Raw genomic sequence first — 24816 nt, 5'->3', positions numbered from 1 at the left:
TCCTCAGGCCGTGGCGATGGCGTTGGAGAAGGAGGGGTTCAGGAAGGTGTCGAAGTTCGGCAGGCGGCGGATCTGGCGCAGCTGCAGCATCTGCTCGGCATAGGTGCGGGACTGGCGCAGCACGGTATCGTCCAGCTTCCAGATGTATTCGACATTGCCGGCGCCGAGGGCCTGTTCCACCGCGGCGCGCGGGGCGCCGAGGATGCGCACCGTGGCCTCCGCCACCTCCGCCGGGTTCGCCTTCATGTATTCGCTGGCCTGGCGGTGGATGTTCAGCATGGTGCGGACCAGCGCCGGGTCGTTCTTGATGAGGTCCTCGCTGGTGCCGAAGATCATGTTCAGCCCGCCCATGGCGGTGCCATAGGGATATTCCACCAGCTGCCCGACGCCGGAGGAGATGGACAGGCCCGGCCCCGGCTCGGCCCCCACATAGGCATCGATGTCGCCGCGGGAGAGCATGGCGTGCATCTCGCCGAAGGGCACGCGCACCGCGGTGATGTCGCGCACGGACATGCCGGATTCGCGCAGGCGTTCCAGGATGAAGACCTCCTGCGTCGAGCCGGGCCAGATGCCCACGCGCTTGCCGCGCAGGTCCGCGATGGCGCGGACATCGCTGCCCGCCTTGCTGATCACGCCCATCCCTTTGTTGCAGAAGGCGCCGACCACGACGACGGGCTCGCCCGCCGCGGCGCCCAGCGTGGCGGCGGCGATGCCGAAGCCGCCGCAGGCGACGGAGCCGGTGACGACGGCGTTCTTGCCATCGGTCGGGCTGTCGAAGGTGATGATCTCGATGGTCAGGCCGGCGGGGGCGAAACGCTGGTAGAAATGCGGCGTCATCGAATGGATCAGCCGCAGCGAGCCCATCTTCACCGTGCGCGCGGCCTGCGCATTGGCGATGTGGGGCGCGGCCAAGGCGGCGGCGGCGGAGGCGGCGAGCAGGTGGCGGCGACGGATCATGGTCTGGTCTCCCTGTTCAGGTTGTGGCGAGGTTGGCGATGAAGGCGCGCCAGCCGCCAAATCGAGAAATATCCTCGGCCCCGTGCAGCCCCTCCGGCTCCACAAGGAATCCCTTGGGCGTGGAGCCATCGGCCAGGCGCAGCGTGCCGATGCAGAGGGGGGCGGGGATGCCGGCGACGAAGCGGCCGAAGCCGGCTTCCGGCAGGGCCCAGACCTCCGTGGCGATGGCCACGCCCTGGGCCACGCGCAACAGGCCGGGGCGGCGCGGCGGGCCGCCGGCGAGGGCGAAGAGGCGGTAGCAGGGCTCGGTCTGCACGGCGCGCTGCAGCACGCCGCCCTCGCGCAGCAATTCCCCGTTCAGCGCCATGCCGGAGAGATGCGCGCCGACGACGCAGATCTCGATCATGCCATCACCTGCATCAGCCTGGCGCCGGTGGCGGCGAGTGCCGCGTCGCTGGCGCGTGGGCCGATCAGCGTGACGCCGAAGGGCAGCCCGTCCGGGCGGCTGCACGCCGGCACCGCCAGCGCGGCGAGGTCCAGCAGATTCACGAAATTCGTGTAGGTGCCGAGGCGGGCATTCGGGCCGATCGGGTCCGCCTCCAGCTCCGCCAGGGTCGGGAAATTGGGCGCGGTCGGCACCAGCAGCGCGTCCATGCGCGACCAGGCGGGCTGGGTGGCCAGGCGCAGGGCGGCCAGGCGATGAAGGCCGGCGAAGGCATCGGTGGCGGTGAAGCGTGCGGCGCCGGCCAGGATGCGCTGGGTGACCGGGTGCATCGCCGCGCGCGGCACCAGATGGCCGAAGGCGGCGTCGCGCTCCGCCACGAAGGCGCCGTCGTAGAGCAGCCGCGCCGTTTCCAGGAAGGGCGAGAGGTCGATCTCTTCGATCGTCGCCTGCAGCGCGATGCGGGCCAGGCTGGCCTCCCAGGCCGCACGCTGCTCTGCGCCATCCAGGTGCAGGTCGGCTTCGCGCGGGATGCCGAGGCGGGTCAGCGGCGCGTCCGGCGTGCCGAGGGTGATGGGGCGGGACCAGGGATCGCGGTTATCGGCACCGGCCATCACGGCATAGGCCGCCCAGGCATCCTCGACGCCATGGGCGAAGACGGAGATGCAATCCAGGCTCGGGCAGGCCGGCACCACGCCGCGGGACGGGATGGCGCCGACGGAGGGCTTCAGCCCCACAAGCCCGTTCAGCGCCGCCGGCACGCGGCCGGAACCCGCCGTATCGGTGCCCAGCGCCAGCAGGGCCAGCCCCTGCGCCACGGCGACGGCGGAGCCGGAGGAGGAGCCGCCCGGCACGCGATCCGCCGCGCAGGCATTGCGGGGGATCGGATGCGGCGTGCGGACGCCGACCAGCCCGGTGGCGAACTGGTCGAGATTGGTCTTGCCGACCACCAGCGCCCCCGCCGCCACCAGCCGCGCCACCGCCGGCGCGCTTTCGCTGGGCAGATAGGCGTAGTCCGGGCAGGCGGCCGTGGTCGGCATGCCCGCCACGTCGATATTGTCCTTCACCGCCACCGGCACGCCCCAGAGCGGGTAGAGCAGCGGATCGAAGTCCGGCAGCGCCGCAGCGGCCTCAGCCAAAGCCTGCTCGGACGGGCGGTGCAGGAAGATCCCCGGATCGGCCAACGCCGCATGCCGCGCCTCCAGCCCGGCGAGCAGGGCGGCAGGCGTCAGGCCGGCGGCATAGGCGGCGTGCAGCGCGGCGATGCCCTCGGGCAGCTTCGGCGCGGTCATGGCGGGGTCGGGTGCGACATCGGGCTTGCGGGCAAGCAATCCGCATGCCGCAACCTTGGTCCCGTCGGATCAGCCGCTTAAAGAAGTGGCGGCGTCCCTCTTGTATGCACGAGCGCCGCTTTGCGATTAATCTGCCTGCAAATCAGGCAGCAGCCGGACGCCGCAGCGCCTCCGCCATCGCCGCCCAGGTCCGCTCGGTCAGCCCGATATGCGCGCGGATCCGCGCCGCCGCCCCCGCAGCATCGCCGCGCTGGATCGCGGTGACGATCTCCCCATGCTCCTCATGCGACCGCCGAAGCCGGTCCGGCGCCTCCAGCTGCGCGGCCCGGAAGGGCGCCAGGCGCCGTCGCGTCGCGGTGGCCAACTCGCCGAGATAGCCATTCTGCGCGCCGAGATAGAGCAGGTGGTGGAAGGCTACATTGGCGGCGCGATAGGCGGCGACATCGCCCGCCCGCACCATGGATGCCATGGCCGCATGCTGGCCCTCCAGCCCCCGCCGCTGCTCCGGCGTCATCGCCAGGGCCGCGAGCGCGGCCGCCATCGCCTCCAGCTCCGCCATCACCAGAAACATCTCGGCCAGCTGCGTGGCATCCGGAATCGCCACCACGGCGCCGCGGCGGGGTGCGACCTGCACCAGGCCGGTGGGGGCCAGCTGGCGCAGCGCCTCCCGCACCGGGGTGCGGCTGCTGCCATGCATCCGCGCCAGGCCGACCTCGTCCAGCGGCGTGCCGGGCTTCAGCCGGCCGGTGACGATATCCTCGGCCAGGCTGGCGGCGATGGCCTCGGCCCGGGTCGGGCGCGGCGGCGGGGGGGCGAGGTTCTGGCTCCGGCGGGGCATCACGCGCTTGTGCCGCGCCGACCTGCCCGGCGTAAAGCACGGCCTTCACCCCCTCGATTGCCAGCGCCCCAGGATCGCGTTTTCATTCCGGAAAAGGGAGAAACGACAGGATGAGCGGCAGCAGCACGCGGCCCAGCGATCCGCTTTTCGCGGATCAATGGCACCTCGACGGCAGCGCGCTGGGCACGGTCGATCTGAATGTGCTGCCCGCCTGGGCGGATTATACCGGGCGCGGCGTGCGCATCGCCGTCATCGATACCTCGATCGAGGCCACGCATCCCGACCTCGCCCCCAACTACGATGCCAGCCTGGAACTGCCGGACGACCCGGTGCGGCTGCCCGATGCCTCCTCCAACCACGGCACGGCGACGGCGGGGCTGATCGCCGCGGCGCGCAACGGCATCGGCTCGGTCGGCGTCGCCTATGATGCGCGGATCACCCAGCTGCCCATCCTGGCCAATGACACCGGCCTGCATGGCCAGACTCGGGTGGACGATGTCTTCGACGCACTGTCCCGCTTCGATGTCGCAGCCCATGTCTGGGCGCTGTCCTTTCCCTTCACCGCCGGGTCGGAAAGCTCTGGCTGGACGCGCATGCATGAGGGGCTGGCGCATTCGGTCGTCGAAGGCCGGGATGGGCTCGGCACCGTCTCCGTCGTCAGTTCCGGCAATGACCGGCGCGGCGGGCCGGAGGCGGATGCGAACATGTCCGGCATCGCCGCCAGCCGCTTCGTCATCGCGGTCGGTGCGGTGGGGAAGGACGGCGAGGTGGCGCGCTATTCCAATCCCTCCGCCGCGCTTCTGGTCGTCGCGCCCTCCTCGGCCAGTTTCGCCGGCGATATCACGACCACCGACCGCACCGGCCCGGCCGGCTATGGCGGCGGCGACTGGTTCGGCGGCTTCGGCGGCACCTCCACCAGCGGGCCGCTGGTGGCGGGCGTCGTGGCGCTGATGCTGGAGGCCAATCCCGACCTCGGCTGGCGCGACGTGCAGGACATACTGGCGCTCAGCGCCCGCCATGCCGGCCATGCGATCGGCGGCAGCCCGACTTCGCCCGAGCAGAACCCCTGGCGCATCAACGGCGCCGGGGACTGGAACGGCGGCGGGATGCACTTCTCCAACGACTATGGCTTCGGCCTAGTCGATGCCCATGCCGCGGTGCGCCTGGCCGAGACGTGGCGGGCGCCGGCCCGGACCTCCGCCAACGAGATGACCCTGGCCGCGAACTGGCGCGGCAGCCAAGTGGTGCCGGACAATGATCCAATGGGCTTCAGCTTCAGCTTCGAGATCACCGGCGCGATGCGGGTGGAGCAGGTCTCGCTGCGTGCCGACATCGTCTCCGGCATCGCCTCCCAGGTCGATATCCGGCTGGTCTCGCCGGATGGCACGCGCATGGACCTGGCGCCGAACAGCGGCGGCAGCGTCATTTACAAGCCCTGGACCTTCGGCGCCGCCGGCTTCCGGGGCGAATCCGCCACCGGGACCTGGCGGGTGGAGATCCGGGACGAGCGGGCCGGCGCGCCGCTGACAGTGCGCAGCCTGGACCTCGGCCTCTTCGGCGCGGCGGACAGCGCGGACGACCATTATATCTATACCGATGCCTTCGCCGGCCTGGCGGGGCAGGATGGGCGCAATCTGCTGACCGATGCGGCGGGGCACGACCTGCTGAATGCCGCCGCCACCACCGGGCCGCTGCTCATCGACCTTCGCCCCGGCTTCATCAGCACGATCGCCGGCGAGAGCTTGACCATCGGCGCAGGCACGCTGATCGAGGATGCGATCGGCGGCGACGGCAACGACATCCTGCGCGGCAATGCCGCCGACAACCGGCTGGAGGGGATGCGCGGCAAGGACCGGCTGTTCGGCTATGCCGGCGCCGATACGCTGCTGGGCGGCGATGGCGACGACGTGCTGACCGGCGGCGCCGGCGGAGACCTGCTGGTGGGCGGCGCCGGGCTGGATCGGGTGGTCTATACCACGCAGGTGCGGCTGGACCTTCTGACCCCCTCGCTCAACACCGGGGAGGCCCAGGGCGACGTGCTGCAGGGCATCGAGCATATCTGGGGCTCCGCCATGGCCGATACCCTGGCCGGCAGCGACCTGGGCGATGTGCTGCTCGGCCAGGCGGGCGACGACTGGCTGTTCGGCCGGGATGGCGTGGACCGGCTGCTCGGCGGCGATGGCAATGACCGGCTGGAAGGCGGCGCCGGCAGCGATGCGCTGACCGGCGGGACCGGGCGGGATCTTTTCGTGCTGGAGCCGCGTGGCGCCCGGATAGACCGGATCCTGGACTTCACCACCGGCGAGGACCGCATCCTGCTGACCGGCACCGGCCTGCCGGAGGGCCGGATGGGCAAGGTGCGCTTCGCCTATGAAGGCGAGGAGCTGGGCACGGAGCGCATCGTCTATGACCGCGCCACCGGCCTGCTCTCGCATGACATCGATGGCGGCGGTTCCGCCGCGCCGGTGGCGCTGGCGCTGCTGGTGGGCGCGCCGACACTGGTGCTGGCCGATCTGCTGATCGGCTGAACCCCCGGGGCCTAAAAGCACAATCCGTCCAGTTGGACGGATCTCGTGCTCCAGAAACCATTGTTTCTAAACACTAGCCGGCAACGCTGATTCAGCGTCGTTGGATAGTGCTTCAGGGCCGTCAGAGGGGGACGAATTCGAAGCGTTCGACGCCGGTGAAGTTCAGCACGCCGTATTCCGTGGTCAGGCTGCCGCTGACGCTGGCCGGATTGCCCTGGCGGTCCGTGAAGGTCACCTGGTTGCCCTCGACCTTCATGACCAGGAGCATCATGCCGTCCACGCTGAAGCCGCGGAGGAAGTGTTCCATGCCGAATTGGCTCGGCGTCAGCACCCGGACGGTGTCGTGGCCCGAACCGCCTTCAAAGCTGTCCCCCCCGCCATGCGGGGCCCAGACGAGCGTGTCGTCGCCAAGGCCGCCCACGACGGTGTCGTCGTTCCTGTCGAAAAGACCCGAATTGATGGTGTCGTCGCCGCTGCCGCCGGCGATGTAGTCCTCGCCGGCGCCAGTGGAGATGGAATCGTCGCCTGCCCCGCCGAAGACCGTGTCTTGCCAATGGCTGCCGAGGAGGCTGTCATTGCCCGCGCCGCCGGTCACCTGCGCGCCGCCGGTCACCTGCGCCAGCGCAGCCACATCCAGTTCAAGCTTTGGCTTCGGCTGCATCCTTCCAATCCCGCTCCCGGCCTACCATCGGATCCTGGCGCTACCGGCCGGGCCAGGGAAGACGAAGCTTCCTCTGGCGGTCAGAGAGGCTGGCTATGGCCAGCCTCGCGGCGCAGGATCGAAGGCCGGATGACCGACCTACCGGAAGGGGAAGGGATACATCAGCCCGCCGCGGCGCCACAGATCGGACAGGCCGCGGTCGAGGCCGATGGCGGAGCCATCGCCCAGGTTGCGGTCGAAGATCTCGCCGTAATTGCCGACCTGGCGGATCGCCTCCGCCGCCCAGCTGTCCTTCAGCCCGAGCGCCGCGCCCAGGCCGCGGTCGAGGCCGATCAGGAAGCGGACCTCGGTATTGTCGGAGCGTAGCGCGGCATCCAGCGTGCTGCTGCTGATCTCCAGCTCCTCCGCCGCCACCAGCGCATGCAGCGTCCAGGTGACGATCTGGCGCCAGCGCTCATCGCCGCCGCGCACGAAGGGGGCGATGGGCTCGCGGCTCAGCCGCTCCGGCAGCAGCATGGCGCCGGCGGGGTCGGGCATGTCGGTGGCGCGCAGGGTGGCCAGCGCCGCGGCATCGGCGGTGACGGCATCGCAGCTGCCATTCTTGAAGCCGTCGAGCAGCGCCGTGCCGCTCTGCGTCGTCACCACCGGCACCACGGTGATCCGCGCCCGCATCGCGGCATTGCGCAGGATGTTGAAGCTCTGGTCAACCTGCGGCGCGGCGACGCAGATGCGCTTGCCGTTCAGCTGCGCGAAGCTGGTGATGTTGGAATCGACCCGCACCATCACCGCCTGGCCGTCATAGAGCAGCACGCCGGCCGGCGCGATGTTGCGCCCGGCATCGCGCATGGCCGTGGCCGTCAGGTTGCTGGACAGCAGGTCCACCCGGCCGGCTTCGAGATTGGCGAAGCCCGCCTCCACCGAATTGGCGGTGACGAAGGCCACCATGTCCCGGTCGCCCAGCACGGCGGCGGCCACGGCGCGGCAGAAATCCGCATCCAGGCCGCGCATCACGCCTTCCAGGTCGGGCGAGGAGAAGCCGGGCAGCTGGCCGAAGACGCCGCAGCGCAGCTCCCCGCGCCGCTGCACCGCCTCCAGCGTCCCGCCTGCCGGGGTTTGCGCCACCGCCATCCCGGCCAGGCCGAACAGCATCAGAAGGCCAAGAAGACAGCGGCGCATGGCGGGGCTCCGATCGTGGAATGGGCGCGGCATGAGGTTCAGCATCCGGAGACGGCGATGCGGCAGACGATGCCCGAGCCCGGGCGTTCGGCCACGCGGCATTCCTGCAGCGCCTGCGCCTCGGCCTGTTCGCGGGTCTGCCCGCGGCCGGTCGCGGTGCGGCGCAGCTGCTCGGGCGCGCCGGTCACGGCCTGGGCCAGCGCCCCGCAGGCATTCGGGAAATCGAGGGTGATGCGGCACTGGTTGCGGCCAACAATCGCCTCGCAGGCACGAATCGCCTGCATGCTGGCTGCCAGGCGATCCGTCTGGCCGCTGGTGAAGCCATAGGCGGTGGAGGGCGGCTCCGCCGTATAGATGAAGCCGAAACGGCCACGGATGGCCGTGGCGGTGGCGCCTGGCGCCGGGATCGCGGCCTGGATGGTGCTGCCATCGGCGCAGCGCTGCTGGCAGGAATTCACCAGGGCGCGCGCCTGGCTGGAACAGGCCTGGCGGCAGGATTGCGGGATTTCCGCCGGGCGCGTCGCCCTCGGCGGGGCGGCGGCGACGCCGGTATTGAGGGGCTGGAAGCAGGCGCCGGCCGCGGGCCCACTGGCCGTCCCGCAGGGAAACAGCCGCGGCGCGCCCCAGCGTGCCGCCGGCAGGGCCAGCCGCCAGGGCCCGCCATCCCGGCATTGCAGGTCCCAATAGGCCGTGCGGTCGCGCCCGAGGCCGGCGGCATAGAGGTTGGTCACCTCGGCGCAGGCCAGGCCATTGGTGCGCAGCAGACTGCGTAGCGCATCGCGCTGCCCCTGCTCGCTACGGGACAGGAGGGAGTCATGGGTCGGGTTGCCGGTCTGCGCCTGGGCAGGCGCGACAAGGGCCGGGGCGAGGAGGGCGAACCATCCGGTCAGGGCCAGCACCGCCAATCGCATCGCCACGAACTCCCGCTCCTGCGCAAGGTGTCGCCTTTCGTTTCGCGTCGCGCAAGTCCCGAAAATGCAGGCAGGCGCATGGCATGCGGCGAATGTCTCGCACGCCGCATATGTTGCGACGCATCCAGGCTTTTGCGCCATGCGAGATGCCTCGCCCCGCCGCTTCCGGTTGTGGCGCCGGCGCAGCCTCGACCCGCCCGGGCGCCGCGCCGCCCCTCCCGATGCCGTGCCGGGATGCTATAGGCAGCGGGCAAGGCAGACGGAGCGGATGGCATGAAGACGCGCGCGGCAGTGGCCTGGGCGGCCGGCAAGCCCCTTTCGGTGACGGAGGTGGAAATCGGCGGCCCCAAGGCCGGTGAGGTGCTGATGGAGGTGAAGGCCACCGGCCTGTGCCACACTGACCTCTACACCCTGTCCGGCGCCGACCCGGAGGGGCTGTTCCCGGCCATCCTGGGCCATGAGGGCGCGGGCATCGTGCGCGAGGTGGGTGCCGGCGTCACCAGCGTGAAGCCGGGCGACCATGTGATTCCGCTGTACACGCCGGAATGCCGGCAGTGCAAAACCTGCCTAAGCCAGCGGTCCAACCTGTGCACCGCCATCCGTGGCACCCAGGGCAAGGGCGTGATGCCCGACGGCACGTCCCGCTTCAGCTGCGAGGGCGCGCCCGTGATGCACTACATGGGCTGCAGCACCTTTGCGAATTTCACGATCCTGCCCGAGATCGCCGTCGCCAAGGTTCGCGAAGACGCGCCGTTTGAGAAAATCTGCTACATTGGTTGCGGGGTGACGACGGGCATTGGTGCCGTCATCAACACCGCCAAGGTCTGGCCCGGGGCCAATGTGGCGGTGTTCGGACTCGGCGGCATCGGGCTGAACGTGATCCAGGGCGCGCGCATGGTGGGCGCCGACAAGATCATCGGCATCGACTTGAACAACGGGCGCCAGGAAATGGCCCGCAAGTTCGGCATGACCGACTTCATCAACCCGAACGAGGTGGGGCACGACAAGGTGGTGCAGGCCATCGTCGACCTGACGGGCGGCGGCGCCGATTTCAGCTTCGAATGCATCGGCAATGTGAAGGTGATGCGTCAGGCGCTGGAATGCACGCATCGCGGCTGGGGCGAGAGCATCATCATCGGCGTGGCCGGCGCGGGGCAGGAGATTTCGACGCGCCCCTTCCAGCTGGTCACCGGCCGGTCCTGGCGCGGCACGGCCTTCGGCGGCGCACGCGGGCGGACCGATGTGCCGAAGATCGTCGACTGGTACATGCAGGGGAAGATCGACATCGACAGCCTGATCACCCATGTGATGCCACTGGATCAGATCAACCATGGCTTCGAGCTGATGGAACGCGGCGAGTCCATCCGTTCCGTGGTGGTGTACTGAGGGACCCATGCTGAGGCTGACCGAACTCAAACTGCCGCTGGACCACCCGGAAGGGGCGGTGAAGCAGGCGCTTTGCGCGGCGCTCGGGCTGCGGGCGGAGGCGGTGCGCGACATCACCATCGCCCGCCGCGCCTGGGATGCGCGCAAGCGGTCGGCCATTCTTCTGGTCTACTCGGTCGATTTCACGGTGGATGACGAGGCGGCACTGCTGCGGCGCGCGGCGGGCGACAAGCTGCTGGCCCGCACGCTGATCCGCACGCCGGATACCAGCTACCGCCCCGTGGCGCAGGCCCCTGCCCGACTGCCGCAGCGCCCCGTGGTGATCGGCACCGGGCCCTGCGGCATCTTCGCCGCGCTGATCCTGGCGGAGATGGGTTTTCGGCCCATCATCCTGGACCGCGGCAAGGTTGTGCGGGAACGCACCAAGGATACCTGGGCGCTGTGGCGGCGCAACCAGCTGACGCCCGAAAGCAATGTGCAGTTCGGCGAAGGCGGCGCCGGCACTTTTTCGGATGGCAAGTTGTGGTCCGGCATCAAAGATCCGCAGCATCTGGGCCGGAAGGTCTTGACCGAATTCGTGCAGGCGGGAGCGCCGGAGGAGATCCTCTACGTTGCCAAGCCGCATATCGGCACCTTCCGGCTGGTGACGATGGTCGAAAGCCTGCGCGCGAAGATCGAGGCGTTGGGTGGCGAATACCGCTTCGGCACCAAGGTCACCGACTTCCTGGTGGAGACCGGGCGCGACGGACAGCGCCGCATGGCGGGCGTGGTGACGGAGGCGGGCGAGACGATCGAGACGCAGCACGTCGTGCTCGCCATCGGCCACTCCGCGCGCGACACCTTTTTCCAGTTGCAGGCCGCCGGCGTCTTCATCGAGGCAAAACCGTTTTCCATCGGGGTGCGGATCGAGCATCCGCAATCGATCATCGACCGGGCGCGCTTCGGCAATTTCGCGGGCAACCCGATCCTCGGCGCGGCGGATTACAAGCTGGTGCATCACTGCCTTAACGGCCGCTCGGTCTATTCCTTCTGCATGTGCCCAGGCGGCACCGTGGTGGCCGCGGCGAGCGAGCCGGGGCGGCTGGTGACCAATGGGATGAGCCAGTACTCGCGGGCCGAGCGCAACGCCAATGCCGGCATCGTCGTCGGCATCACGCCGGAGGTCGATTACCCGGGCGACCCGCTGGCCGGCATCGCGCTGCAGCGGCATTGGGAAGAGAAGGCCTTCGTCGCCGGCGGCAGCAACTACTGCGCCCCGGCGCAACTCGTCGGCGATTTTCTGGCGGGCCGCGCTTCAACAAATCTCGGCGCCGTTATGCCCAGCTACAAGCCGGGCGTGACGCCGACCGACCTCACCACCTGCCTGCCGGACTTCGCCGTGGCGGCGATGCGGGAGGCGCTGCCGGAATTCGGCAAGCAGATCCGCGGCTTCGACATGGCGGAGGCGGTGATGACGGGCGTCGAGACGCGCACCTCCTCTCCCATCCGCATCCGCCGCGATGCCAGCTTCCGCAGCGTCAATACGCTCGGCCTGTATCCGGCGGGCGAAGGCGCGGGCTATGCGGGCGGCATCTTCTCCGCCGGCGTCGACGGCATCCGCGTGGCGGAGGCGGTGGGGCGGGACATGGCCGGGATGGCGGCGGCCGCCTGATGACGCATTTCGATGTGGTGGTGCTGGGCGCCGGCGCCGCCGGCCTGTTCGCCGCCATGCGCGCGGGCCAGCGCGGGCGGCGCGTGCTGCTGCTGGATCATGCGGAGGCGGCGGGGAAGAAGATTCTTATCAGCGGCGGCGGGCGCTGCAATTTCACCAATACCGGCTGCGTGCCGGAGCGGTTCCTGTCCGCCAATCGGCATTTCGCGCGGTCTGCCCTGGCTCGCTATACGCAGCACGATTTTGTGGCGCTGGTGCGCAAGCACGGCATCCCCTTTCACGAGAAGACGCTGGGGCAATTGTTCTGCGACGGCTCCGCGCGCGCCATCGTCGCCATGCTGCTGGCGGAATGCACGGCCGCGGGCGTCGACCTCCGCCTGTCGCACCGCATCACCGAGGTGTCGCGCGACGACCGCTTCCGCATCACGACCGACCGCGGCGGCTTCACCGCGGACAGCCTGGTGCTGGCCACCGGCGGTCTCTCCATTCCCAAAATGGGTGCGACGGGCTTCGCCCATGACGTCGCACGCCGCTTTGGCCTGAAGCTGGTGGCGCCGCGCCCCGGCCTGGTGCCGCTGACCTTCGGCGGTGAGGCGCTGGCCCTGATGCAGCCGCTATCCGGCGTCGCGCTGGACTCCATCGCCAAGGCGGGCAGGGCGGCTTTCCGGGAGGCGCTGCTGTTTACCCATCGCGGCCTGTCCGGCCCCGCGATCCTGCAGGCCTCCTCCTATTGGCAGCCGGGCCAGGCCATCACCCTCGACCTTCTGCCGGACCGCGACGCCACCGCGCTGCTGCTGGCCGGCAAGCGAACGCGGCCGAAGGCGGAGCCCAGGACCATCCTGGGCGAGTTTCTCCCTTCGCGACTGGCGCAGGCCATGGCCGCGCTGCACCTGCCGCCGCGCGTCATCGGCGAGGTGGGCGACGCCCCGCTGAAGGCGCTCGGCGCCTTGCTGAAAGCCTGGCGGCTGGAGCCCCTTGGCGACGAGGGCTATGCCAAGGCGGAGGTTACGCTGGGCGGCATCGACACAGCCGGGCTGTCGTCCCAAACCATGGAGGCCAAGGACGTGCCCGGCCTCTTCGTGGTGGGAGAGGCGGTGGATGTGACGGGCTGGCTCGGCGGCTACAATTTCCAATGGGCCTGGTCCAGCGGCTGGGTGGCCGGCGAAGCCGCCTGAGCTTGGCAGCGCGCCGCTTCTGTCCGAAGCTGCATTCAAAGCGATCGGGGCAGGCGACCATGGCGAAGCGTGGCATGCAGTTCGGCATCTTCCTGGCGCCGTTCCACCGGCTGGGGGACAACCCCACCCTCGCCATCTCTCGCGACATCGAGATGCTCGAGCTGCTGGACCGCCTCGGCTATGACGAGGCCTGGATCGGCGAGCACCACTCCGCGGGGTGGGAGACCATCGCCTCGCCGGAGCTGATCATCGCCGCGGCGGCGGAGCGCACGAAAACCATCCGGCTCGGCTCCGGCGTCACCTCCCTGCCCTATCACCATCCCTTCCTGGTGGCGCAGCGCTTCGTGCAGCTGGATCACATGACGCGCGGCCGGGCGATGCTGGGCTGCGGGCCGGGCGCGCTGGTCTCCGACGCCTATATGCTCGGCATCGCGCCGGAGACGCAGCGCCGGCGCATGGATGAGGCGCTGGAGGCGATCATGGCGCTGCTGGCCTGCGACGGGCCGGTGACGCGCAAGACCGACTGGTTCGAGATGCATGAGGCGCGGCTGCATCTGAAGCCGTACAGCGACCCGCATTTCCCGATTGCAGTGGCGAGCACCCTCACCCCCGCAGGCCCGGCCGTGGCCGGCAAGCACGGCGTCGGAATCCTCTCGCTCGGCGCGGGCATGCCGGGCGGACCCTCCGCGCTGCCGGGCCAGTGGAAGATCGCCGAGGAGGCTGCCGCCGCGCATGGCAAGACCGTGCGGCGCGCCGATTGGCGCCTGGTGATGAACGTGCATGTGGCGGAGACCGACGAACGCGCGCTGGAGGAAGTGCGCGTCGGCGAGCGGCTGGAGACCGTGACCTATTTCGAGGATGCGCTGGGCCGCCCGCCTGGCCGTTCGCAGGACCCGCTGACGGATGGCGTGAAGGCCGGCACCACGCTGGTGGGCTCGCCGGAGACGGTGGCGCGCGGCATCGAGCGGCTCGTGGAAGCCAGCGAGGGCGGCTTCGGCGGCTTCCTGTTCCGCGCGCATGACTGGGCGAACCGCGAACAGACCTGGCGCAGCTACGAGCTCTTTGCCCGCTGGGTGATGCCGCGCTTCCAGCAATCGCTGGAGACGGTGCGCGGCTCGCATGAATGGGCGGTGGCCAACCGCAAGACGATCTTCAGCCCGAATGTGGAAGCGCTGCGCAAGGCTTTTGTCGATGCCGGCAAGGACGTGCCGGAAGCCTTCGATGCCCGGGCCTCCGGCGCGCGCGATACGACACGCGCCGGAAGCTGAAGGATCAGATGGCCGCGACGGCCAGCATCAGCGCCGCCATGGCGCCACCGGCCAGCCGCACCACCACGCGGTTGGTGATGGCCAGCGCGCCGAACACGCCGAGGCCGTGCAGCAGCGCCGTGGCGATCAGGAAGCCCGCGGCATAGGGGAAGGCCCCGGCGCCGGCGAGTTCCGTGCCATGGGCATGCCCGTGCAGCAGCCCGAAGAGCGCGACCAGCGGCACAGCCAGCGCCAGAGAGACGCGGGCGGAAGCGGCCACCAGCGCGCCCAGAATGATGACGGAGGCGAGGATGCCCGCCTCCACCATCGGCAGGCCGAGGCCCGCTGCGCCGAGCCCGAAACCCAGTGTCATGGCGGCGAGGAAGCCGGCCGGCAGCGCCCAAAGGGCGAGGAAGCCGGCCGGCAGCGCCCAAAGGGCGCGGCCGCCGAGCAGCCCGGCCCAGAGGCCGACCGCGACCATCGCCAGCACATGATCCAGCCCGCCGATAGGATGGACGAAGCCGGCCATGAAGCCGTGCACATGCGCGCCGCCTTCATGCGCCAGCGCCGGCATCGGCGCGAGCAGGGCAGCGAGGGTGAGAAGACGGCGCATCAGGCAATTCCTCCGGATTTCAGGATGAAGGAGGCGATCTCGGACACGCCCCTGTTCTCCTTCAGGTTGGTGAACATGAAAGGCCGCGCGCCGCGCATCTTCTGCGCGTCGCGGTCCATGACGGAGAGGTCGGCGCCCACCAGCGGCGCGAGATCGGTCTTGTTGATGACGAGCAGGTCGGAGCGCGTGATGCCCGGACCGCCCTTGCGCGGGATCTTGTCGCCCGCCGAGACATCGATGACGTAGATCGTCAGATCCGCCAGCTCCGGGCTGAAGGTCGCGGCCAGGTTGTCGCCGCCGGATTCGATGAACAGCAGCTGCAGCGACGGGAATCGCGCGGACATCTCGGCGACGGCGGCGAGGTTGATGGAGGCATCCTCGCGGATCGCGGTATGCGGGCAGCCACCGGTCTCCACGCCCATGATGCGCTCCGGCGCCAGGGCGCCGCTGCGCGTCAGGAACTCGGCATCTTCCTTGGTGTAGATGTCGTTGGTGATGGCGGCGACGTCATGCGTCTCCCGCATCGCCTTGCAGAGGCGATCGACCAGCGCGGTCTTGCCGGAGCCCACGGGGCCGCCGATGCCGATGCGGAAAGGGCCGTTACTCATGAGCGGAAGAGCCTCGTGTATTGCGTCTCGTGGCGCAGGGAAAACAGGTCGATGATGGGCGCCGCTCCGCCGATCTCCTCCGCATCAGTCACGGCCAGCGCGGCATCCGTCGCGGCCTGGATGGCGGGCAGCAGGGCGGCGGTGGCGATCTGGCCATCCGTCTGACCCAGCGGCACAAGCCGCACGCCGGCCGAGACCAGGTTGGCGGCAAAGGCGGTTAGCCAGGCGAAGCAGGACTCGCGCAGCGGCATGGCGTGGAAGCCGGCGGCGGCGCCGAAAGCCACCGCATGCGTCAGGCGGCCCGGATGCCGCGCGGTAAAGGCAGCAAACTCCCCGTTCGGCCAGGCGGCATTGGTGGCCAGCGCAAAAGCGCCTCCGGGCTGCGTAGCCTCCAGCGCCAACTCCGCCGTGCCACGCATGGCCGCGGCGAGTTCTGTCAGTGCATCCAGCGCCGCGGCATCGCCCGCCGCGGCGGCGCGCCAGGACAGTGCGAACAAGCCGCCATCCACGGCGCCGGCGCCATGGGCGAGCGCGGCCTCCGCATAGGCGACCAGCCCGGCGCGATCCGTCACGGCGCCTTCCTCCACCGCCATCTCCAGCCCGTGGCTGTAGCTGAAGGCGCCGGTCGGATAGGCCGGCGACAGCCAGGCCAGCAGCCGCGCCAGCGCGGGCAGGTCAGTGGCCGTGGTGGTGATGGTCATCGTCGCCGTGATGGTGGTGATGGCCGTGCGGATGCGCCGGCAGGCGATTGTGCTCGCCATAGGCGCCGCCCTCCGGATTGAAGGGCGCGCGCACCTTCTGCAGCGTGGCACCGAGACCTTCGAGCATGCGGATGATGACGTGGTCGTGGCGAATCAGGATGCGGTCGCCATCCAGCTCCGTGGGCAGGTGTCGGTTGCCGAGATGCCAGGCGAGGCGCAGCAGCAGCGCGGGCGTGGCGGCGGTGACGGAAACCAGGTCCTCCGGTGCCGCGCGCAAGCGGATGAAGCCGCCGTCCTCCAGCTGCAGGCCGTCACCCTCCCGCATCACGGTGGCCTCGGGCAGGTCGAGCAGGAAGCTGCCGCCGCCATCGGTCAGATAGACCTTGCGGCGGCGGAAGCGGTCATCGAAGTCGACGGTGACGCTGTCCTTGGCCGCACCTTCCGGCCAGGTTCCGGCGGGGTGGACGGCGATGGCGCGGGCTTGCGGCATGGGCTCTCTCAGAACAGGAAGTAGCGCTGCGCCATCGGCAGCACGGTGGCGGGCTCGCAGACCAGCAACTCGCCATCGGCGCGAACCTCATAGGTCTCGGCATCCACCTCGATCCGCGGCAGCGCGTCATTCAGCACCATGTCGCGCTTGCTGATGTTGCGGGTATTCGTCACGGCCAGCATGGGGCGCTGCAGGCCGAGCCTTTCGGCGATACCGGAATCGAGCGCTGCCTGGCTGGTGAAGGTGACGGAGGACAGCGTCCTGGCGCGGCCATAGGCGCCGAACATGGGGCGGTAATGGATCGGCTGCGGCGTGGGAATGGAGGCATTGGGATCGCCCATCGGCGCCATGGCGATGGTGCCGCACTTCAGCACGTAGTCCGGCTTCACGCCGAAGAAGGCCGGCGACCACAGCACCAGGTCCGCCAGCTTGCCCACGGTGATGCTGCCGACATGCGTCGCGATGCCCTGCGCGATGGCCGGGTTGATCGTGTACTTCGCGATGTAGCGGCGCACGCGCAGATTGTCGTTGTCGCCGGTCTCGCCGGGCAGCCGGCCGCGCTGCTGCTTCATCTTATGCGCGGTCTGCCAGGTGCGGATGATGACCTCCCCCACGCGGCCCATCGCCTGGCTGTCGGAGGACATCATGCTGATGGCGCCCAGGTCGTGCAGAATGTCCTCGGCCGCGATCGTCTCCTTGCGGATGCGGCTTTCGGCGAAGGCGACGTCTTCCGGAATGCGCGGGTCCAGGTGATGGCACACCATGAGCATGTCGAGATGCTCATCCACCGTGTTGCGCGTATAGGGCATCGTCGGATTGGTCGAGGACGGCAGGAAATTCGGCTCGCCGATGACCCGCAGGATGTCGGGCGCGTGCCCGCCGCCGGCGCCTTCCGTGTGGAACGCCTGAATGGCGCGGCCGCCGATGGCGCGGATGGTGTCCTCGACGAAGCCGCTTTCGTTCAGCGTGTCCGAATGGATGGCGACCTGGATGTCGAAGGCATCGGCCACCTTCAGGCAGGTGTCGATTGCCTTGGGCGTGGTGCCCCAATCCTCATGCAGTTTCAGGCCACAGGCGCCGCCGCGGATCTGCTCCTCCAGTGCCGCCGGCAGCGCCGCATTGCCCTTGCCGAGGAAGCCCAGATTCATCGGAAAGGATTCGGCAGCCTGCAGCATGCGGGCCAGATGCCACGGCCCTGGCGTCGAGGTGGTGGCGAGGGTGCCATGGGCCGGGCCGGTGCCGCCGCCGAACATGGTGGTGACGCCGGAGACCAGCGCCTCCTCGATCTGCTGCGGGCAGATGAAGTGGATATGCGGGTCGATGCCGCCCGCCGTCAGGATGCGACCCTCCCCGGCCAGCACTTCCGTGCCCGGGCCGATGATGATGGTGACGCCAGGCTGCGTATCCGGATTGCCCGCCTTGCCGATGCTGTGGATCAGCCCGTCCTTCAGGCCGACATCCGCCTTGTAGATGCCGCCGTGATCGACGATCAGCGCATTGGTGATGACGGTATCGACAGCGCCATTTTCCCGAGTCACCTGCGACTGGCCCATGCCATCCCGAATGACCTTGCCGCCGCCGAACTTCACCTCCTCGCCATAGGTGGTCAGGTCGCACTCGACCTCGATCACCAGGTCGGTGTCCGCCAGGCGCAGGCGGTCGCCGGTGGTCGGGCCATACATGCCGGCATAGGCGCGGCGGGACAGCTTCGCGGGCATCAGAGCTTCCCCTCCGTCTCGCCACGGAAGCCGTGCACGATGCGATCGCCGGCATAGGGCACCAGACGCACGCTGCGCGCCTGCCCCGGCTCGAAACGGACGGCCGTGCCTGCGGGGATGTCGAGGCGCTGGCCATGCGCGGCCGCGCGATCGAAGCGCAGCGCCGGGTTGGTTTCGGCGAAGTGGTAGTGGCTGCCGACCTGGATGGGGCGGTCGCCTGTATTCGCCACCTCGATCTCGGTCGAGGGGCGGCCGGCGTTCAGTTCGATCTCGCCGCTGGCGGGGAACAGCTCGCCCGGGATCATCGGATGGGCTCGTGCACGGTCACCAGCTTGGTGCCGTCGGGGAAGGTCGCTTCCACCTGGATTTCGTGAATCATTTCGGCGATGCCCTCCATCACCTGGTCCCGCGTCACCACCGTGGCGCCGTCGCGCATCAGCTCGGCCACGCTGCGGCCGTCGCGGGCGCCTTCCACCACATAGTCGGTGATCAGGGCCACCGCCTCCGGATGGTTCAGCTTCACGCCACGTTCCAGCCGCCGGCGTGCGACGGTGGCCGCCATGGCGACCAGCAGCTTGTCCTTTTCACGCGGCGTCAGGTTCATGCGTCACCTCTCATCCCTGCCAAGCATGGCCCATGCCACCTCACGTGCGCCAGAGCCGCGGCAGCTGCGCCGGCAGGCCCAGCGCCGCTGCCCGCAGCGCGCGGATGGCGGCGCCGAGGCCCCGGCGCACCGGCCCCGCCTCGCCCAGCCAGCGTGCCACCAGCAGCCCCGGCGCGACCAGCCCCGCGCCGCCTTCCGCCAGATCACGCGCCAGGTCGCGATGCGCCGCGGCTTCCGGCATGGCCAGCACCAGCGTGGCCATCGCGCCGGCGCCATCGAGCGTGAAGCGGTGGCCCAGCGCCTCCGGCTCCAGCCGCAGCGCATCCACCCAGAGCAGCCGCCCCTCGCGCCGGATCTGCCAGCGGTCACGCAGCACCCCCTGGCGAAACACCTCGCCCCGCGCGGCGCGGCCGAGCACCAACATCTCCGCCGCCAGCAGCCGGGCGCCGGCGGCCAGGGTGATGTCCAGCCGCCGGTGCAGGCGGGCGCCGTCGAAGAGAATCGTCTCCTGCGGCAGCCATTCGAAGGTGGCGCCCTCGGCCACCTCCAGGCCTGTCGCGATATCCGTGCGCGGACCGAGGCTGCGATAGATTTTCTCGGCCGCCGGCGTGGTGGCCGTGAAGCGCGCATTGGGGCCAAGCCTCAGCACCGAATCGAGGCTGTCGCCCCCTGCCAGCCCGCCCGCGACGTTGACCAGCGCCGCCTGCTTCGGCTCCTCCGGATCGGAATCCGGAAACAGCAGGCGCAGCGGCGCGGACTGGTACAGATGCGCGATCCGGGCGCCGCCGGCTGCAGCGACAAGGTCGAGTTCGACGCGCCCGCGGGCGCGTTGGTGGTGCGGCGCGGCGGCCGATTGGGGAAGCATCGCGCAAGACATGGCACGCGCCGTGCGGCTCGGCCAGTCGTTACGCTGCTGCCCAATCCGGATGCGGCTTCCGCGAGGAATGGGCAGGGAAAGCCCAATTCAGCGGCAGGCCGAAAGAGTTGTGCTTCCGGAATGGAGGCGCAGCCGCGCATGGATCGTATGCCATAGCTTTGGCACGCATCTCGCAATGCAGCAGGCGGAGGGGGACCTGGCCGGCAGGCGGCCTCGCGCCACCGCTTCGTGCATTCCCGAGGAGTCTTCGGAAAGATGATCCATCGCATGCCCATCACGCGACGCGCCGCGCTGGCCGGCCTCGGCACCGCCCTGGCCGCGCCCGCCATCCGCCCTTCCTTCGCCCAGGCTGCGCCGATCAAGGTCGGCGTGCTGCACTCCCTCTCCGGCACCATGGCGATCAGCGAGACGGCGCTGCGCGATACCGTGCTGATGATGGTCGAGGCGCAAAACGCCGCCGGCGGCATCCTCGGCCGCCGCCTGGAAGCCGTGGTGGTGGACCCGGCCTCCAACTGGCCGCTGTTCGCCGAGAAGGCGCGCGAGCTGCTCGCCGTCTCCAAGGTGGATGTCACCTTCGGCTGCTGGACCAGCGTGTCCCGCAAATCCGTGCTGCCAGTCTTCGAGGAGCTGAACGGCCTGCTCTTCTACCCGGTCCAGTATGAGGGCGAGGAGGAGAGCAAGAACATCTTCTACACCGGCGCCGCGCCGAACCAGCAGGCGATCCCGGCCGTGGAATACCTGATGGGCGCGGATGGCGGCGAGGCCAAGCGCATCGCCCTGCTAGGCACGGACTATGTCTATCCGCGCACCACGAACCGCATCCTGCGCGCCTTCCTGATCTCGAAGGGCATCCCCGAGAGCGACATCATGGAGGAATACACCCCCTTCGGGCACAGCGACTGGCAGGGCATCGTCAGCCGCGTGAAGCGTTTCGCGGGCGAGGGCAAGAAGACGGCGATCGTTTCGACGATCAACGGTGACGCCAACGTTCCTTTCTACCGCGAGCTGGGCAACCAGGGCATCAAGGCGGAGGACATTCCCTGCGTCGCCTTCTCGGTGGGCGAGGAGGAGCTGGCCGGCATCGATACGCGGCCGCTGGTCGGCCACCTCGCCGCCTGGAACTACTTCATGTCCGTGCAGTCGCCGGCCAATACCCAGTTTAAGGCGATGTGGCAGGCCTATATCAAGAACCCGCGCCGCGTGACCAACGACCCGATGGAAGCCACCTTCACCGGATTCAAGATGTGGGCGCAGGCGGTGGCGCAGGCCGGCACGACCAGCGTCGATGCGGTGCGCACGGCGATGTACGGCCAGAAGGTGGAAGCCCCCTCCGGCTATACCGAGGAAATGCACCGCAACCACCACCTGTCCAAGCCCGTGATGATCGGCGAGGTCCAGGCCGACGGCCAGTTCAACATCGTCTGGAAGACGCCGACCGCCATCCCGGCCGAGAACTGGTCGCCCTTCATCCCGGAGAACGCGAACCGGCGCCGCGGCTGAAGGATTGGGGGAGGCGGTGGTCCGTCGCCTCCCCGATCTTCGCATGAAGCATCCCGTCCTCATTCTCCTGCTGCTTTGCGCCCTGGCACTGCCGGCGCGTGCGCAGGATGCCTTCACCGCGGGGCTTACAGGGCTCGGCACCGGCTTCAACCAGACGGCGGAAGCCGTGGACCGCCTCGGCGCCAGCGGCGATCCGCGCGCCCTGCCCCTGCTGCGCGCGCTGGCCGATGGCCGGCTGCTGCGCCAGGCGGATGGCACGCTGCTGATCCGCGGCGATGCGGGCGTGCAGGATGCGCTGACCAATGCCGCCGCCGAAGCGGCGGGCGCGGAGCCCGTGCGCCTGAACAATCGCGTGCGCGTGGCGCTGCGCGGCGCGCTCGGCCGGCTGCAGCTGGTCTCGCCCGATCCCGCCGACCGCCAGGCCGCGGCGGAAGCGGTGTTCCGCAGCCGCTCCGCCGAGAATGTGCCGCTGCTGGACGCGGCCCTGGCGCGGGAGACGGTGCCCGCGATCCGCGCCCGCCTCGCCTTGGCGCTGGCGGCGTCCCGGCTGATGGCGGATGACCCACAGAACAAGCTTTTGGGGGTGACGGCGCTGGGCGCGACCTCCTCGCCCGAGGCGCGCGCCGTGCTGCTGGAAGCCCGCGCCACGAACCCCGCTATAGCGGCGCAGATCGAGGAAGCGGTAGCCGCGATCGACCAGCGCCTGGCCGTGCGCCGCGCGGCCGAGACGCTGTTCCAGGGCCTGTCGCTCGGCTCCGTGCTGCTGCTGGCGGCGCTGGGCCTGGCGGTCACCTTTGGCGTCATGGGCGTGATCAACATGGCGCACGGCGAATTCGTCATGCTCGGCGCCTATACCACCTTCATCGTGCAGGAGGCGCTGCGCGGCATTCCCATGCTCGCCCCCTGGTCGCTGCCCCTGGCCGTGCCCGCCGCCTTCCTGGTGACGGCGGCCTGTGGTGCCGCGATGGAACGTGGGCTGATCCGGCATCTCTATGGCCGACCGCTGGAGACGCTGCTGATGACCTTCGGCGTCGGCATGATGATCCAGCAATCCGTGCGCCTGGCCTTCGGTGCACAGAACCGGGAGATCATCAGCCCGCCCTGGATGCAGGGCACGCTGATGCTGCCGGGCGAGATCGCCGTGACGCAGAACCGGCTGTGGATCCTGGTCTTCTCCCTGGTGATCCTGGGGCTGACGGTCGCCGCCATCCGCTTCACCCGCTTCGGGCTCGAGATGCGCGCGGTGACCCAGAAGCGGGCCATCGCCGCCTCCATGGGCATCCGCACCGGGCACATGGATGCGCTGACCTTCGCCTTCGGATCCGGCATTGCCGGCATCGCCGGCGTGGCGCTGAGCCAGATCGACAATGTCTCCCCCAACCTTGGCACCGGCTACATCATCGACAGCTTTCTGGTCGTCGTCTTCGGCGGCGTGGGATCGCTGGCGGGGACGCTGGTGGGCGCCTTCGGGCTGGGCATCATCAACAAGATCCTGGAGCCCTGGGCTGGCGCGGTATTGGCGAAAGTCTTCGTGCTGGTTGCGGCGATGCTGTTCATCCAGCGCAAGCCGCGCGGGCTGTTCGCCCAGAAAGGGAGGGCGGCGGAGGCATGAGCCTGGCTGTCGCACCCCCCGTCGCCGATGCGCGGCTCCGGCTCGGCCTGCGCGCGGGTCTCGGCATCTTTGTGCTGCTGCTCGGCATCATGCCGCTGCTGAACCTGCTGCCCGTCACGCATCCGCTGCATGTCTCGGACTTCCTCGTCTCCGTCACCGGCAAATGGATCTGCTACGCCATTCTGGCGCTGTCGCTGGACCTGGCCTGGGGCTATGCGGGCATACTCTCGCTGGGCCATGGCGCCTTCTTCGCGCTGGGCGGCTATGCCATGGGCATGCATCTGATGCGGTTGATCGGGCCGCGTGGCGTCTATGGCCACCCGGTGCTGCCGGACTTCATGGTCTTCCTCGGTTATCAGGAACTGCCCTGGTACTGGCTCGGCTTCGACAGCTTTCCCTTCGCCATGCTGATGGTGCTGCTGGTGCCGGGCATGTTGGCGCTGATCGTCGGCTTCCTGTCCTTCCGCAGCCGCATCACTGGCGTCTATCTCTCCATCCTGACGCAGGCCATGACCTTCGCGCTGATGCTCGCCTTCTTCCGCAACGACATGGGCTTTGGCGGCAATAACGGCTTCACGGATTTCAAGGAGCTGCTGGGTTTTGCCCTCAATACTTCCGCCGCGCGGGCGGGGCTGTTCTATGCCTCGCTGGTGGCGCTGGTGCTGTCCTTCCTGATCTGCCTGCGGCTGACGCGCAGCAAGTATGGCCGCGTACTGACGGCGATCCGCGATGCCGAGAGCCGCGTGCGCTTCCTCGGCTACAACACGACCAGCCACAAGCTGTTTGCCTTCGTGCTTTCGGCGATGCTGGCGGGCCTGGCCGGCGCCCTCTACGTGCCGCAGGTCGGCATCATCAATCCCGGCGAGTTCAGCCCCGCCAATTCCATCGAGGCGGTGATCTGGGTGGCGGTCGGCGGGCGCGGCACGCTGGTGGGCGCGGTGCTCGGCGCCTTCACCGTGAACGGGCTGAAGACCTGGCTGACCAGCGCGGCGCCGGACCTCTGGCTGTTCGTCCTCGGCGCATTGTTCGTGGCGGTGACGCTGTTCCTGCCGAAGGGGCTGATCGGACTGATCAAGGGGCGCGTCCAATGAGCGAGGGCCGTCGCCTGTATCTGGATGGCGTCTCCGTCGTCTTCGACGGCTTCCGCGCGCTGAACAACCTCTCGCTGATCGTGGAGCCGGGGGAGCTGCGCTCCGTCATCGGGCCGAATGGCGCCGGCAAGACGACGATGATGGATGTCATCACCGGCAAGACCCGCCCCACCGCCGGCAAGGTGCTGTTCGGCGAGACCGACCTGACGCGGATGGACGAGGCCGGCATCGCCAATCTCGGCATCGGCCGCAAGTTCCAGAAGCCCACCATGTTCGACGCGCTGACCGTCTTCGAGAACCTGGAGCTTGCGCTGAAGGCCCCGCGCGGCCCCATTGCATGCCTGCGCTGGAAGCTGAACGGCGAGGCCCGCACCCGCATCGAGCAGACCATGGCCGAGATCGGCCTGACCGAACGTGCCCAGGACCTGGCCGGTATCCTCAGCCACGGCCAAAGGCAGTGGCTGGAGATCGGCATGCTGCTGATGCAGGACCCGGAGCTGCTGCTGGTGGACGAGCCCGTCGCCGGCATGACGGATTCCGAGACCGAGCACACCGCCGCCCTTCTGGTCCGCATCGCCGGCCGCCGCAGCGTGGTGGTGGTGGAGCACGACCTGGAATTCGTCCGCGCCCTCGGCCGCCGCGTGACGGTGCTGTGTGACGGCAGCGTGCTGTCGGAGGGATCGATCGATCATGTTCAGAACGACCAGCGCGTGATCGAAGTCTATCTGGGGCGATGAG

General features: G+C 69.4%; 24 protein-coding genes. 9 read left to right on the top strand and 15 right to left on the bottom strand.

What is annotated here, in order from left to right:
* Positions 1-3: 3 nt before the first annotated feature.
* The 4 genes from J3S20_RS17595 to J3S20_RS17585 form a co-directional block, all read right to left on the bottom strand.
* Positions 4-957 (bottom strand): ABC transporter substrate-binding protein, encoded by a 954-nt coding sequence (locus J3S20_RS17595; protein WP_216837821.1) that lies wholly within the window; start codon positions 955-957, stop codon positions 4-6.
* A 16-nt stretch (positions 958-973) separates the two neighbouring features.
* A complete protein-coding gene (locus J3S20_RS30310; protein ID WP_246602968.1) occupies positions 974-1363 on the bottom strand; it encodes an allophanate hydrolase-related protein in 390 nt (129 codons plus the stop codon).
* The gene (gene atzF / locus J3S20_RS17590; protein ID WP_246602967.1) at positions 1360-2691 is read right to left on the bottom strand and encodes an allophanate hydrolase; all 1332 of its coding nucleotides are present in this window, start codon (positions 2689-2691) and stop codon (positions 1360-1362) included. The genes J3S20_RS30310 and atzF overlap by 4 nt, the downstream gene beginning before the upstream one ends.
* 142 nt (positions 2692-2833) lie before the next feature.
* Entirely contained in the window at positions 2834-3529 is a 696-nt protein-coding gene (locus tag J3S20_RS17585; protein ID WP_216837820.1) for a GntR family transcriptional regulator, read from the bottom strand.
* A 110-nt stretch (positions 3530-3639) separates the two neighbouring features.
* Here J3S20_RS17585 and J3S20_RS17580 point away from each other — a divergent pair, with 110 nt between their 5' ends.
* Entirely contained in the window at positions 3640-6057 is a 2418-nt protein-coding gene (locus J3S20_RS17580) for a S8 family serine peptidase (RefSeq protein ID WP_216837819.1), read from the top strand.
* Positions 6058-6178: 121 nt separating this feature from the next.
* Here the strand turns inward: J3S20_RS17580 and J3S20_RS17575 are convergent, their stop codons facing one another.
* The 3 genes from J3S20_RS17575 to J3S20_RS17565 form a co-directional block, all read right to left on the bottom strand.
* Positions 6179-6718: a calcium-binding protein gene (locus tag J3S20_RS17575; RefSeq protein WP_216837818.1), complete on the bottom strand. Its 540-nt coding sequence runs from the start codon at positions 6716-6718 to the stop codon at positions 6179-6181.
* A gap of 138 nt (positions 6719-6856) precedes the next feature.
* Entirely contained in the window at positions 6857-7894 is a 1038-nt protein-coding gene (locus tag J3S20_RS17570; protein ID WP_216837817.1) for a transporter substrate-binding domain-containing protein, read from the bottom strand.
* Positions 7895-7932: 38 nt separating this feature from the next.
* Entirely contained in the window at positions 7933-8805 is an 873-nt protein-coding gene (locus tag J3S20_RS17565; protein WP_246602989.1) for a DUF4189 domain-containing protein, read from the bottom strand.
* A gap of 273 nt (positions 8806-9078) precedes the next feature.
* Here J3S20_RS17565 and J3S20_RS17560 point away from each other — a divergent pair, with 273 nt between their 5' ends.
* Genes J3S20_RS17560 through J3S20_RS17545 form a run of 4 tightly spaced genes read left to right on the top strand, consistent with a single transcriptional unit; the run spans position 9079 to position 14285 of the window.
* Positions 9079-10191: an S-(hydroxymethyl)glutathione dehydrogenase/class III alcohol dehydrogenase gene (locus J3S20_RS17560; RefSeq protein ID WP_216837815.1), complete on the top strand. Its 1113-nt coding sequence runs from the start codon at positions 9079-9081 to the stop codon at positions 10189-10191.
* Positions 10192-10198: 7 nt separating this feature from the next.
* Positions 10199-11842 carry an NAD(P)/FAD-dependent oxidoreductase gene (locus tag J3S20_RS17555; protein WP_216837814.1) on the top strand — a complete coding sequence of 548 codons (1644 nt, stop codon included), beginning with the start codon at positions 10199-10201 and terminating at the stop codon, positions 11840-11842.
* Positions 11842-13017 (top strand): BaiN/RdsA family NAD(P)/FAD-dependent oxidoreductase, encoded by a 1176-nt coding sequence (locus tag J3S20_RS17550; protein WP_216837813.1) that lies wholly within the window; start codon positions 11842-11844, stop codon positions 13015-13017. Before J3S20_RS17555 ends, J3S20_RS17550 begins: the two co-directional genes overlap by 1 nt.
* Positions 13018-13076: 59 nt before the next feature.
* Positions 13077-14285 carry an LLM class flavin-dependent oxidoreductase gene (locus J3S20_RS17545; protein ID WP_216837812.1) on the top strand — a complete coding sequence of 403 codons (1209 nt, stop codon included), beginning with the start codon at positions 13077-13079 and terminating at the stop codon, positions 14283-14285.
* Positions 14286-14289: 4 nt separating this feature from the next.
* On the opposite strand, the gene J3S20_RS17540 is transcribed toward J3S20_RS17545, so the two are convergent.
* From J3S20_RS17540 to J3S20_RS17505, 8 genes are read right to left on the bottom strand one after another with little or no spacing between them, the layout of a single operon-like run.
* Positions 14290-14877, bottom strand: a complete 588-nt coding sequence (locus J3S20_RS17540) for a HupE/UreJ family protein (RefSeq protein ID WP_216837811.1) — start codon at positions 14875-14877, stop codon at positions 14290-14292.
* Positions 14877-15485 carry an urease accessory protein UreG gene (gene ureG / locus J3S20_RS17535; RefSeq protein WP_216837810.1) on the bottom strand — a complete coding sequence of 203 codons (609 nt, stop codon included), beginning with the start codon at positions 15483-15485 and terminating at the stop codon, positions 14877-14879. The genes J3S20_RS17540 and ureG overlap by 1 nt, the downstream gene beginning before the upstream one ends.
* Entirely contained in the window at positions 15482-16246 is a 765-nt protein-coding gene (locus J3S20_RS17530; RefSeq protein WP_246602966.1) for an urease accessory protein UreF, read from the bottom strand. The genes ureG and J3S20_RS17530 overlap by 4 nt, the downstream gene beginning before the upstream one ends.
* A complete protein-coding gene (locus J3S20_RS17525) occupies positions 16161-16676 on the bottom strand; it encodes an urease accessory protein UreE (RefSeq protein ID WP_216837809.1) in 516 nt (171 codons plus the stop codon). The genes J3S20_RS17530 and J3S20_RS17525 overlap by 86 nt, the downstream gene beginning before the upstream one ends.
* A gap of 8 nt (positions 16677-16684) precedes the next feature.
* Positions 16685-18394 carry an urease subunit alpha gene (gene ureC / locus J3S20_RS17520; RefSeq protein WP_216837808.1) on the bottom strand — a complete coding sequence of 570 codons (1710 nt, stop codon included), beginning with the start codon at positions 18392-18394 and terminating at the stop codon, positions 16685-16687.
* The gene (locus tag J3S20_RS17515) at positions 18394-18699 is read right to left on the bottom strand and encodes an urease subunit beta (RefSeq protein WP_216837807.1); all 306 of its coding nucleotides are present in this window, start codon (positions 18697-18699) and stop codon (positions 18394-18396) included. Before J3S20_RS17515 ends, ureC begins: the two co-directional genes overlap by 1 nt.
* Positions 18696-18998, bottom strand: coding sequence for an urease subunit gamma (locus J3S20_RS17510; protein ID WP_216837806.1), 303 nt, complete (start codon positions 18996-18998; stop codon positions 18696-18698). The genes J3S20_RS17515 and J3S20_RS17510 overlap by 4 nt, the downstream gene beginning before the upstream one ends.
* A gap of 40 nt (positions 18999-19038) precedes the next feature.
* Complete coding sequence (locus tag J3S20_RS17505) at positions 19039-19863, bottom strand: urease accessory protein UreD (RefSeq protein ID WP_216837805.1); 825 nt, start codon at positions 19861-19863, stop codon at positions 19039-19041.
* Positions 19864-20130: 267 nt separating this feature from the next.
* Between J3S20_RS17505 and urtA the strand changes: the two genes are divergently transcribed.
* The 4 genes from urtA (at position 20131) to urtD (ending at position 24815) form a co-directional block, all read left to right on the top strand.
* Positions 20131-21375: an urea ABC transporter substrate-binding protein gene (urtA, locus tag J3S20_RS17500; protein WP_216837804.1), complete on the top strand. Its 1245-nt coding sequence runs from the start codon at positions 20131-20133 to the stop codon at positions 21373-21375.
* 43 nt (positions 21376-21418) lie between these two features.
* Positions 21419-22987 carry an urea ABC transporter permease subunit UrtB gene (gene urtB, locus J3S20_RS17495; RefSeq protein ID WP_216837803.1) on the top strand — a complete coding sequence of 523 codons (1569 nt, stop codon included), beginning with the start codon at positions 21419-21421 and terminating at the stop codon, positions 22985-22987.
* An 89-nt stretch (positions 22988-23076) separates the two neighbouring features.
* Positions 23077-24078: an urea ABC transporter permease subunit UrtC gene (gene urtC, locus J3S20_RS17490; RefSeq protein ID WP_456305700.1), complete on the top strand. Its 1002-nt coding sequence runs from the start codon at positions 23077-23079 to the stop codon at positions 24076-24078.
* Complete coding sequence (gene urtD, locus J3S20_RS17485; RefSeq protein ID WP_216837801.1) at positions 24075-24815, top strand: urea ABC transporter ATP-binding protein UrtD; 741 nt, start codon at positions 24075-24077, stop codon at positions 24813-24815. The genes urtC and urtD overlap by 4 nt, the downstream gene beginning before the upstream one ends.
* The last annotated feature ends 1 nt before the right edge of the window (position 24816 follow it).

The organism is Falsiroseomonas tokyonensis (assembly GCF_019024325.1).
Classification (GTDB): Bacteria; Pseudomonadota; Alphaproteobacteria; order Acetobacterales; family Acetobacteraceae; genus Falsiroseomonas; species Falsiroseomonas tokyonensis.
This window is presented reverse-complemented; position numbering and strand designations above follow the sequence as displayed.

Coding starts and splice junctions, on each gene's coding strand:
- J3S20_RS17595 (WP_216837821.1), bottom strand. CDS start 957: ATGATCCGTCGCCGCCACCTGCTCGCCGCCTCCGCCGCCGCCGCCTTG.
- J3S20_RS30310 (WP_246602968.1), bottom strand. CDS start 1,363: ATGATCGAGATCTGCGTCGTCGGCGCGCATCTCTCCGGCATGGCGCTG.
- atzF (WP_246602967.1), bottom strand. CDS start 2,691: ATGACCGCGCCGAAGCTGCCCGAGGGCATCGCCGCGCTGCACGCCGCC.
- J3S20_RS17585 (WP_216837820.1), bottom strand. CDS start 3,529: ATGCCCCGCCGGAGCCAGAACCTCGCCCCCCCGCCGCCGCGCCCGACC.
- J3S20_RS17580 (WP_216837819.1), top strand. CDS start 3,640: ATGAGCGGCAGCAGCACGCGGCCCAGCGATCCGCTTTTCGCGGATCAA.
- J3S20_RS17575 (WP_216837818.1), bottom strand. CDS start 6,718: ATGCAGCCGAAGCCAAAGCTTGAACTGGATGTGGCTGCGCTGGCGCAG.
- J3S20_RS17570 (WP_216837817.1), bottom strand. CDS start 7,894: ATGCGCCGCTGTCTTCTTGGCCTTCTGATGCTGTTCGGCCTGGCCGGG.
- J3S20_RS17565 (WP_246602989.1), bottom strand. CDS start 8,805: ATGCGATTGGCGGTGCTGGCCCTGACCGGATGGTTCGCCCTCCTCGCC.
- J3S20_RS17560 (WP_216837815.1), top strand. CDS start 9,079: ATGAAGACGCGCGCGGCAGTGGCCTGGGCGGCCGGCAAGCCCCTTTCG.
- J3S20_RS17555 (WP_216837814.1), top strand. CDS start 10,199: ATGCTGAGGCTGACCGAACTCAAACTGCCGCTGGACCACCCGGAAGGG.
- J3S20_RS17550 (WP_216837813.1), top strand. CDS start 11,842: ATGACGCATTTCGATGTGGTGGTGCTGGGCGCCGGCGCCGCCGGCCTG.
- J3S20_RS17545 (WP_216837812.1), top strand. CDS start 13,077: ATGGCGAAGCGTGGCATGCAGTTCGGCATCTTCCTGGCGCCGTTCCAC.
- J3S20_RS17540 (WP_216837811.1), bottom strand. CDS start 14,877: ATGCGCCGTCTTCTCACCCTCGCTGCCCTGCTCGCGCCGATGCCGGCG.
- ureG (WP_216837810.1), bottom strand. CDS start 15,485: ATGAGTAACGGCCCTTTCCGCATCGGCATCGGCGGCCCCGTGGGCTCC.
- J3S20_RS17530 (WP_246602966.1), bottom strand. CDS start 16,246: ATGGCGAGCACAATCGCCTGCCGGCGCATCCGCACGGCCATCACCACC.
- J3S20_RS17525 (WP_216837809.1), bottom strand. CDS start 16,676: ATGCCGCAAGCCCGCGCCATCGCCGTCCACCCCGCCGGAACCTGGCCG.
- ureC (WP_216837808.1), bottom strand. CDS start 18,394: ATGCCCGCGAAGCTGTCCCGCCGCGCCTATGCCGGCATGTATGGCCCG.
- J3S20_RS17515 (WP_216837807.1), bottom strand. CDS start 18,699: ATGATCCCGGGCGAGCTGTTCCCCGCCAGCGGCGAGATCGAACTGAAC.
- J3S20_RS17510 (WP_216837806.1), bottom strand. CDS start 18,998: ATGAACCTGACGCCGCGTGAAAAGGACAAGCTGCTGGTCGCCATGGCG.
- J3S20_RS17505 (WP_216837805.1), bottom strand. CDS start 19,863: ATGCTTCCCCAATCGGCCGCCGCGCCGCACCACCAACGCGCCCGCGGG.
- urtA (WP_216837804.1), top strand. CDS start 20,131: ATGATCCATCGCATGCCCATCACGCGACGCGCCGCGCTGGCCGGCCTC.
- urtB (WP_216837803.1), top strand. CDS start 21,419: ATGAAGCATCCCGTCCTCATTCTCCTGCTGCTTTGCGCCCTGGCACTG.
- urtC (WP_456305700.1), top strand. CDS start 23,077: ATGCCGCTGCTGAACCTGCTGCCCGTCACGCATCCGCTGCATGTCTCG.
- urtD (WP_216837801.1), top strand. CDS start 24,075: ATGAGCGAGGGCCGTCGCCTGTATCTGGATGGCGTCTCCGTCGTCTTC.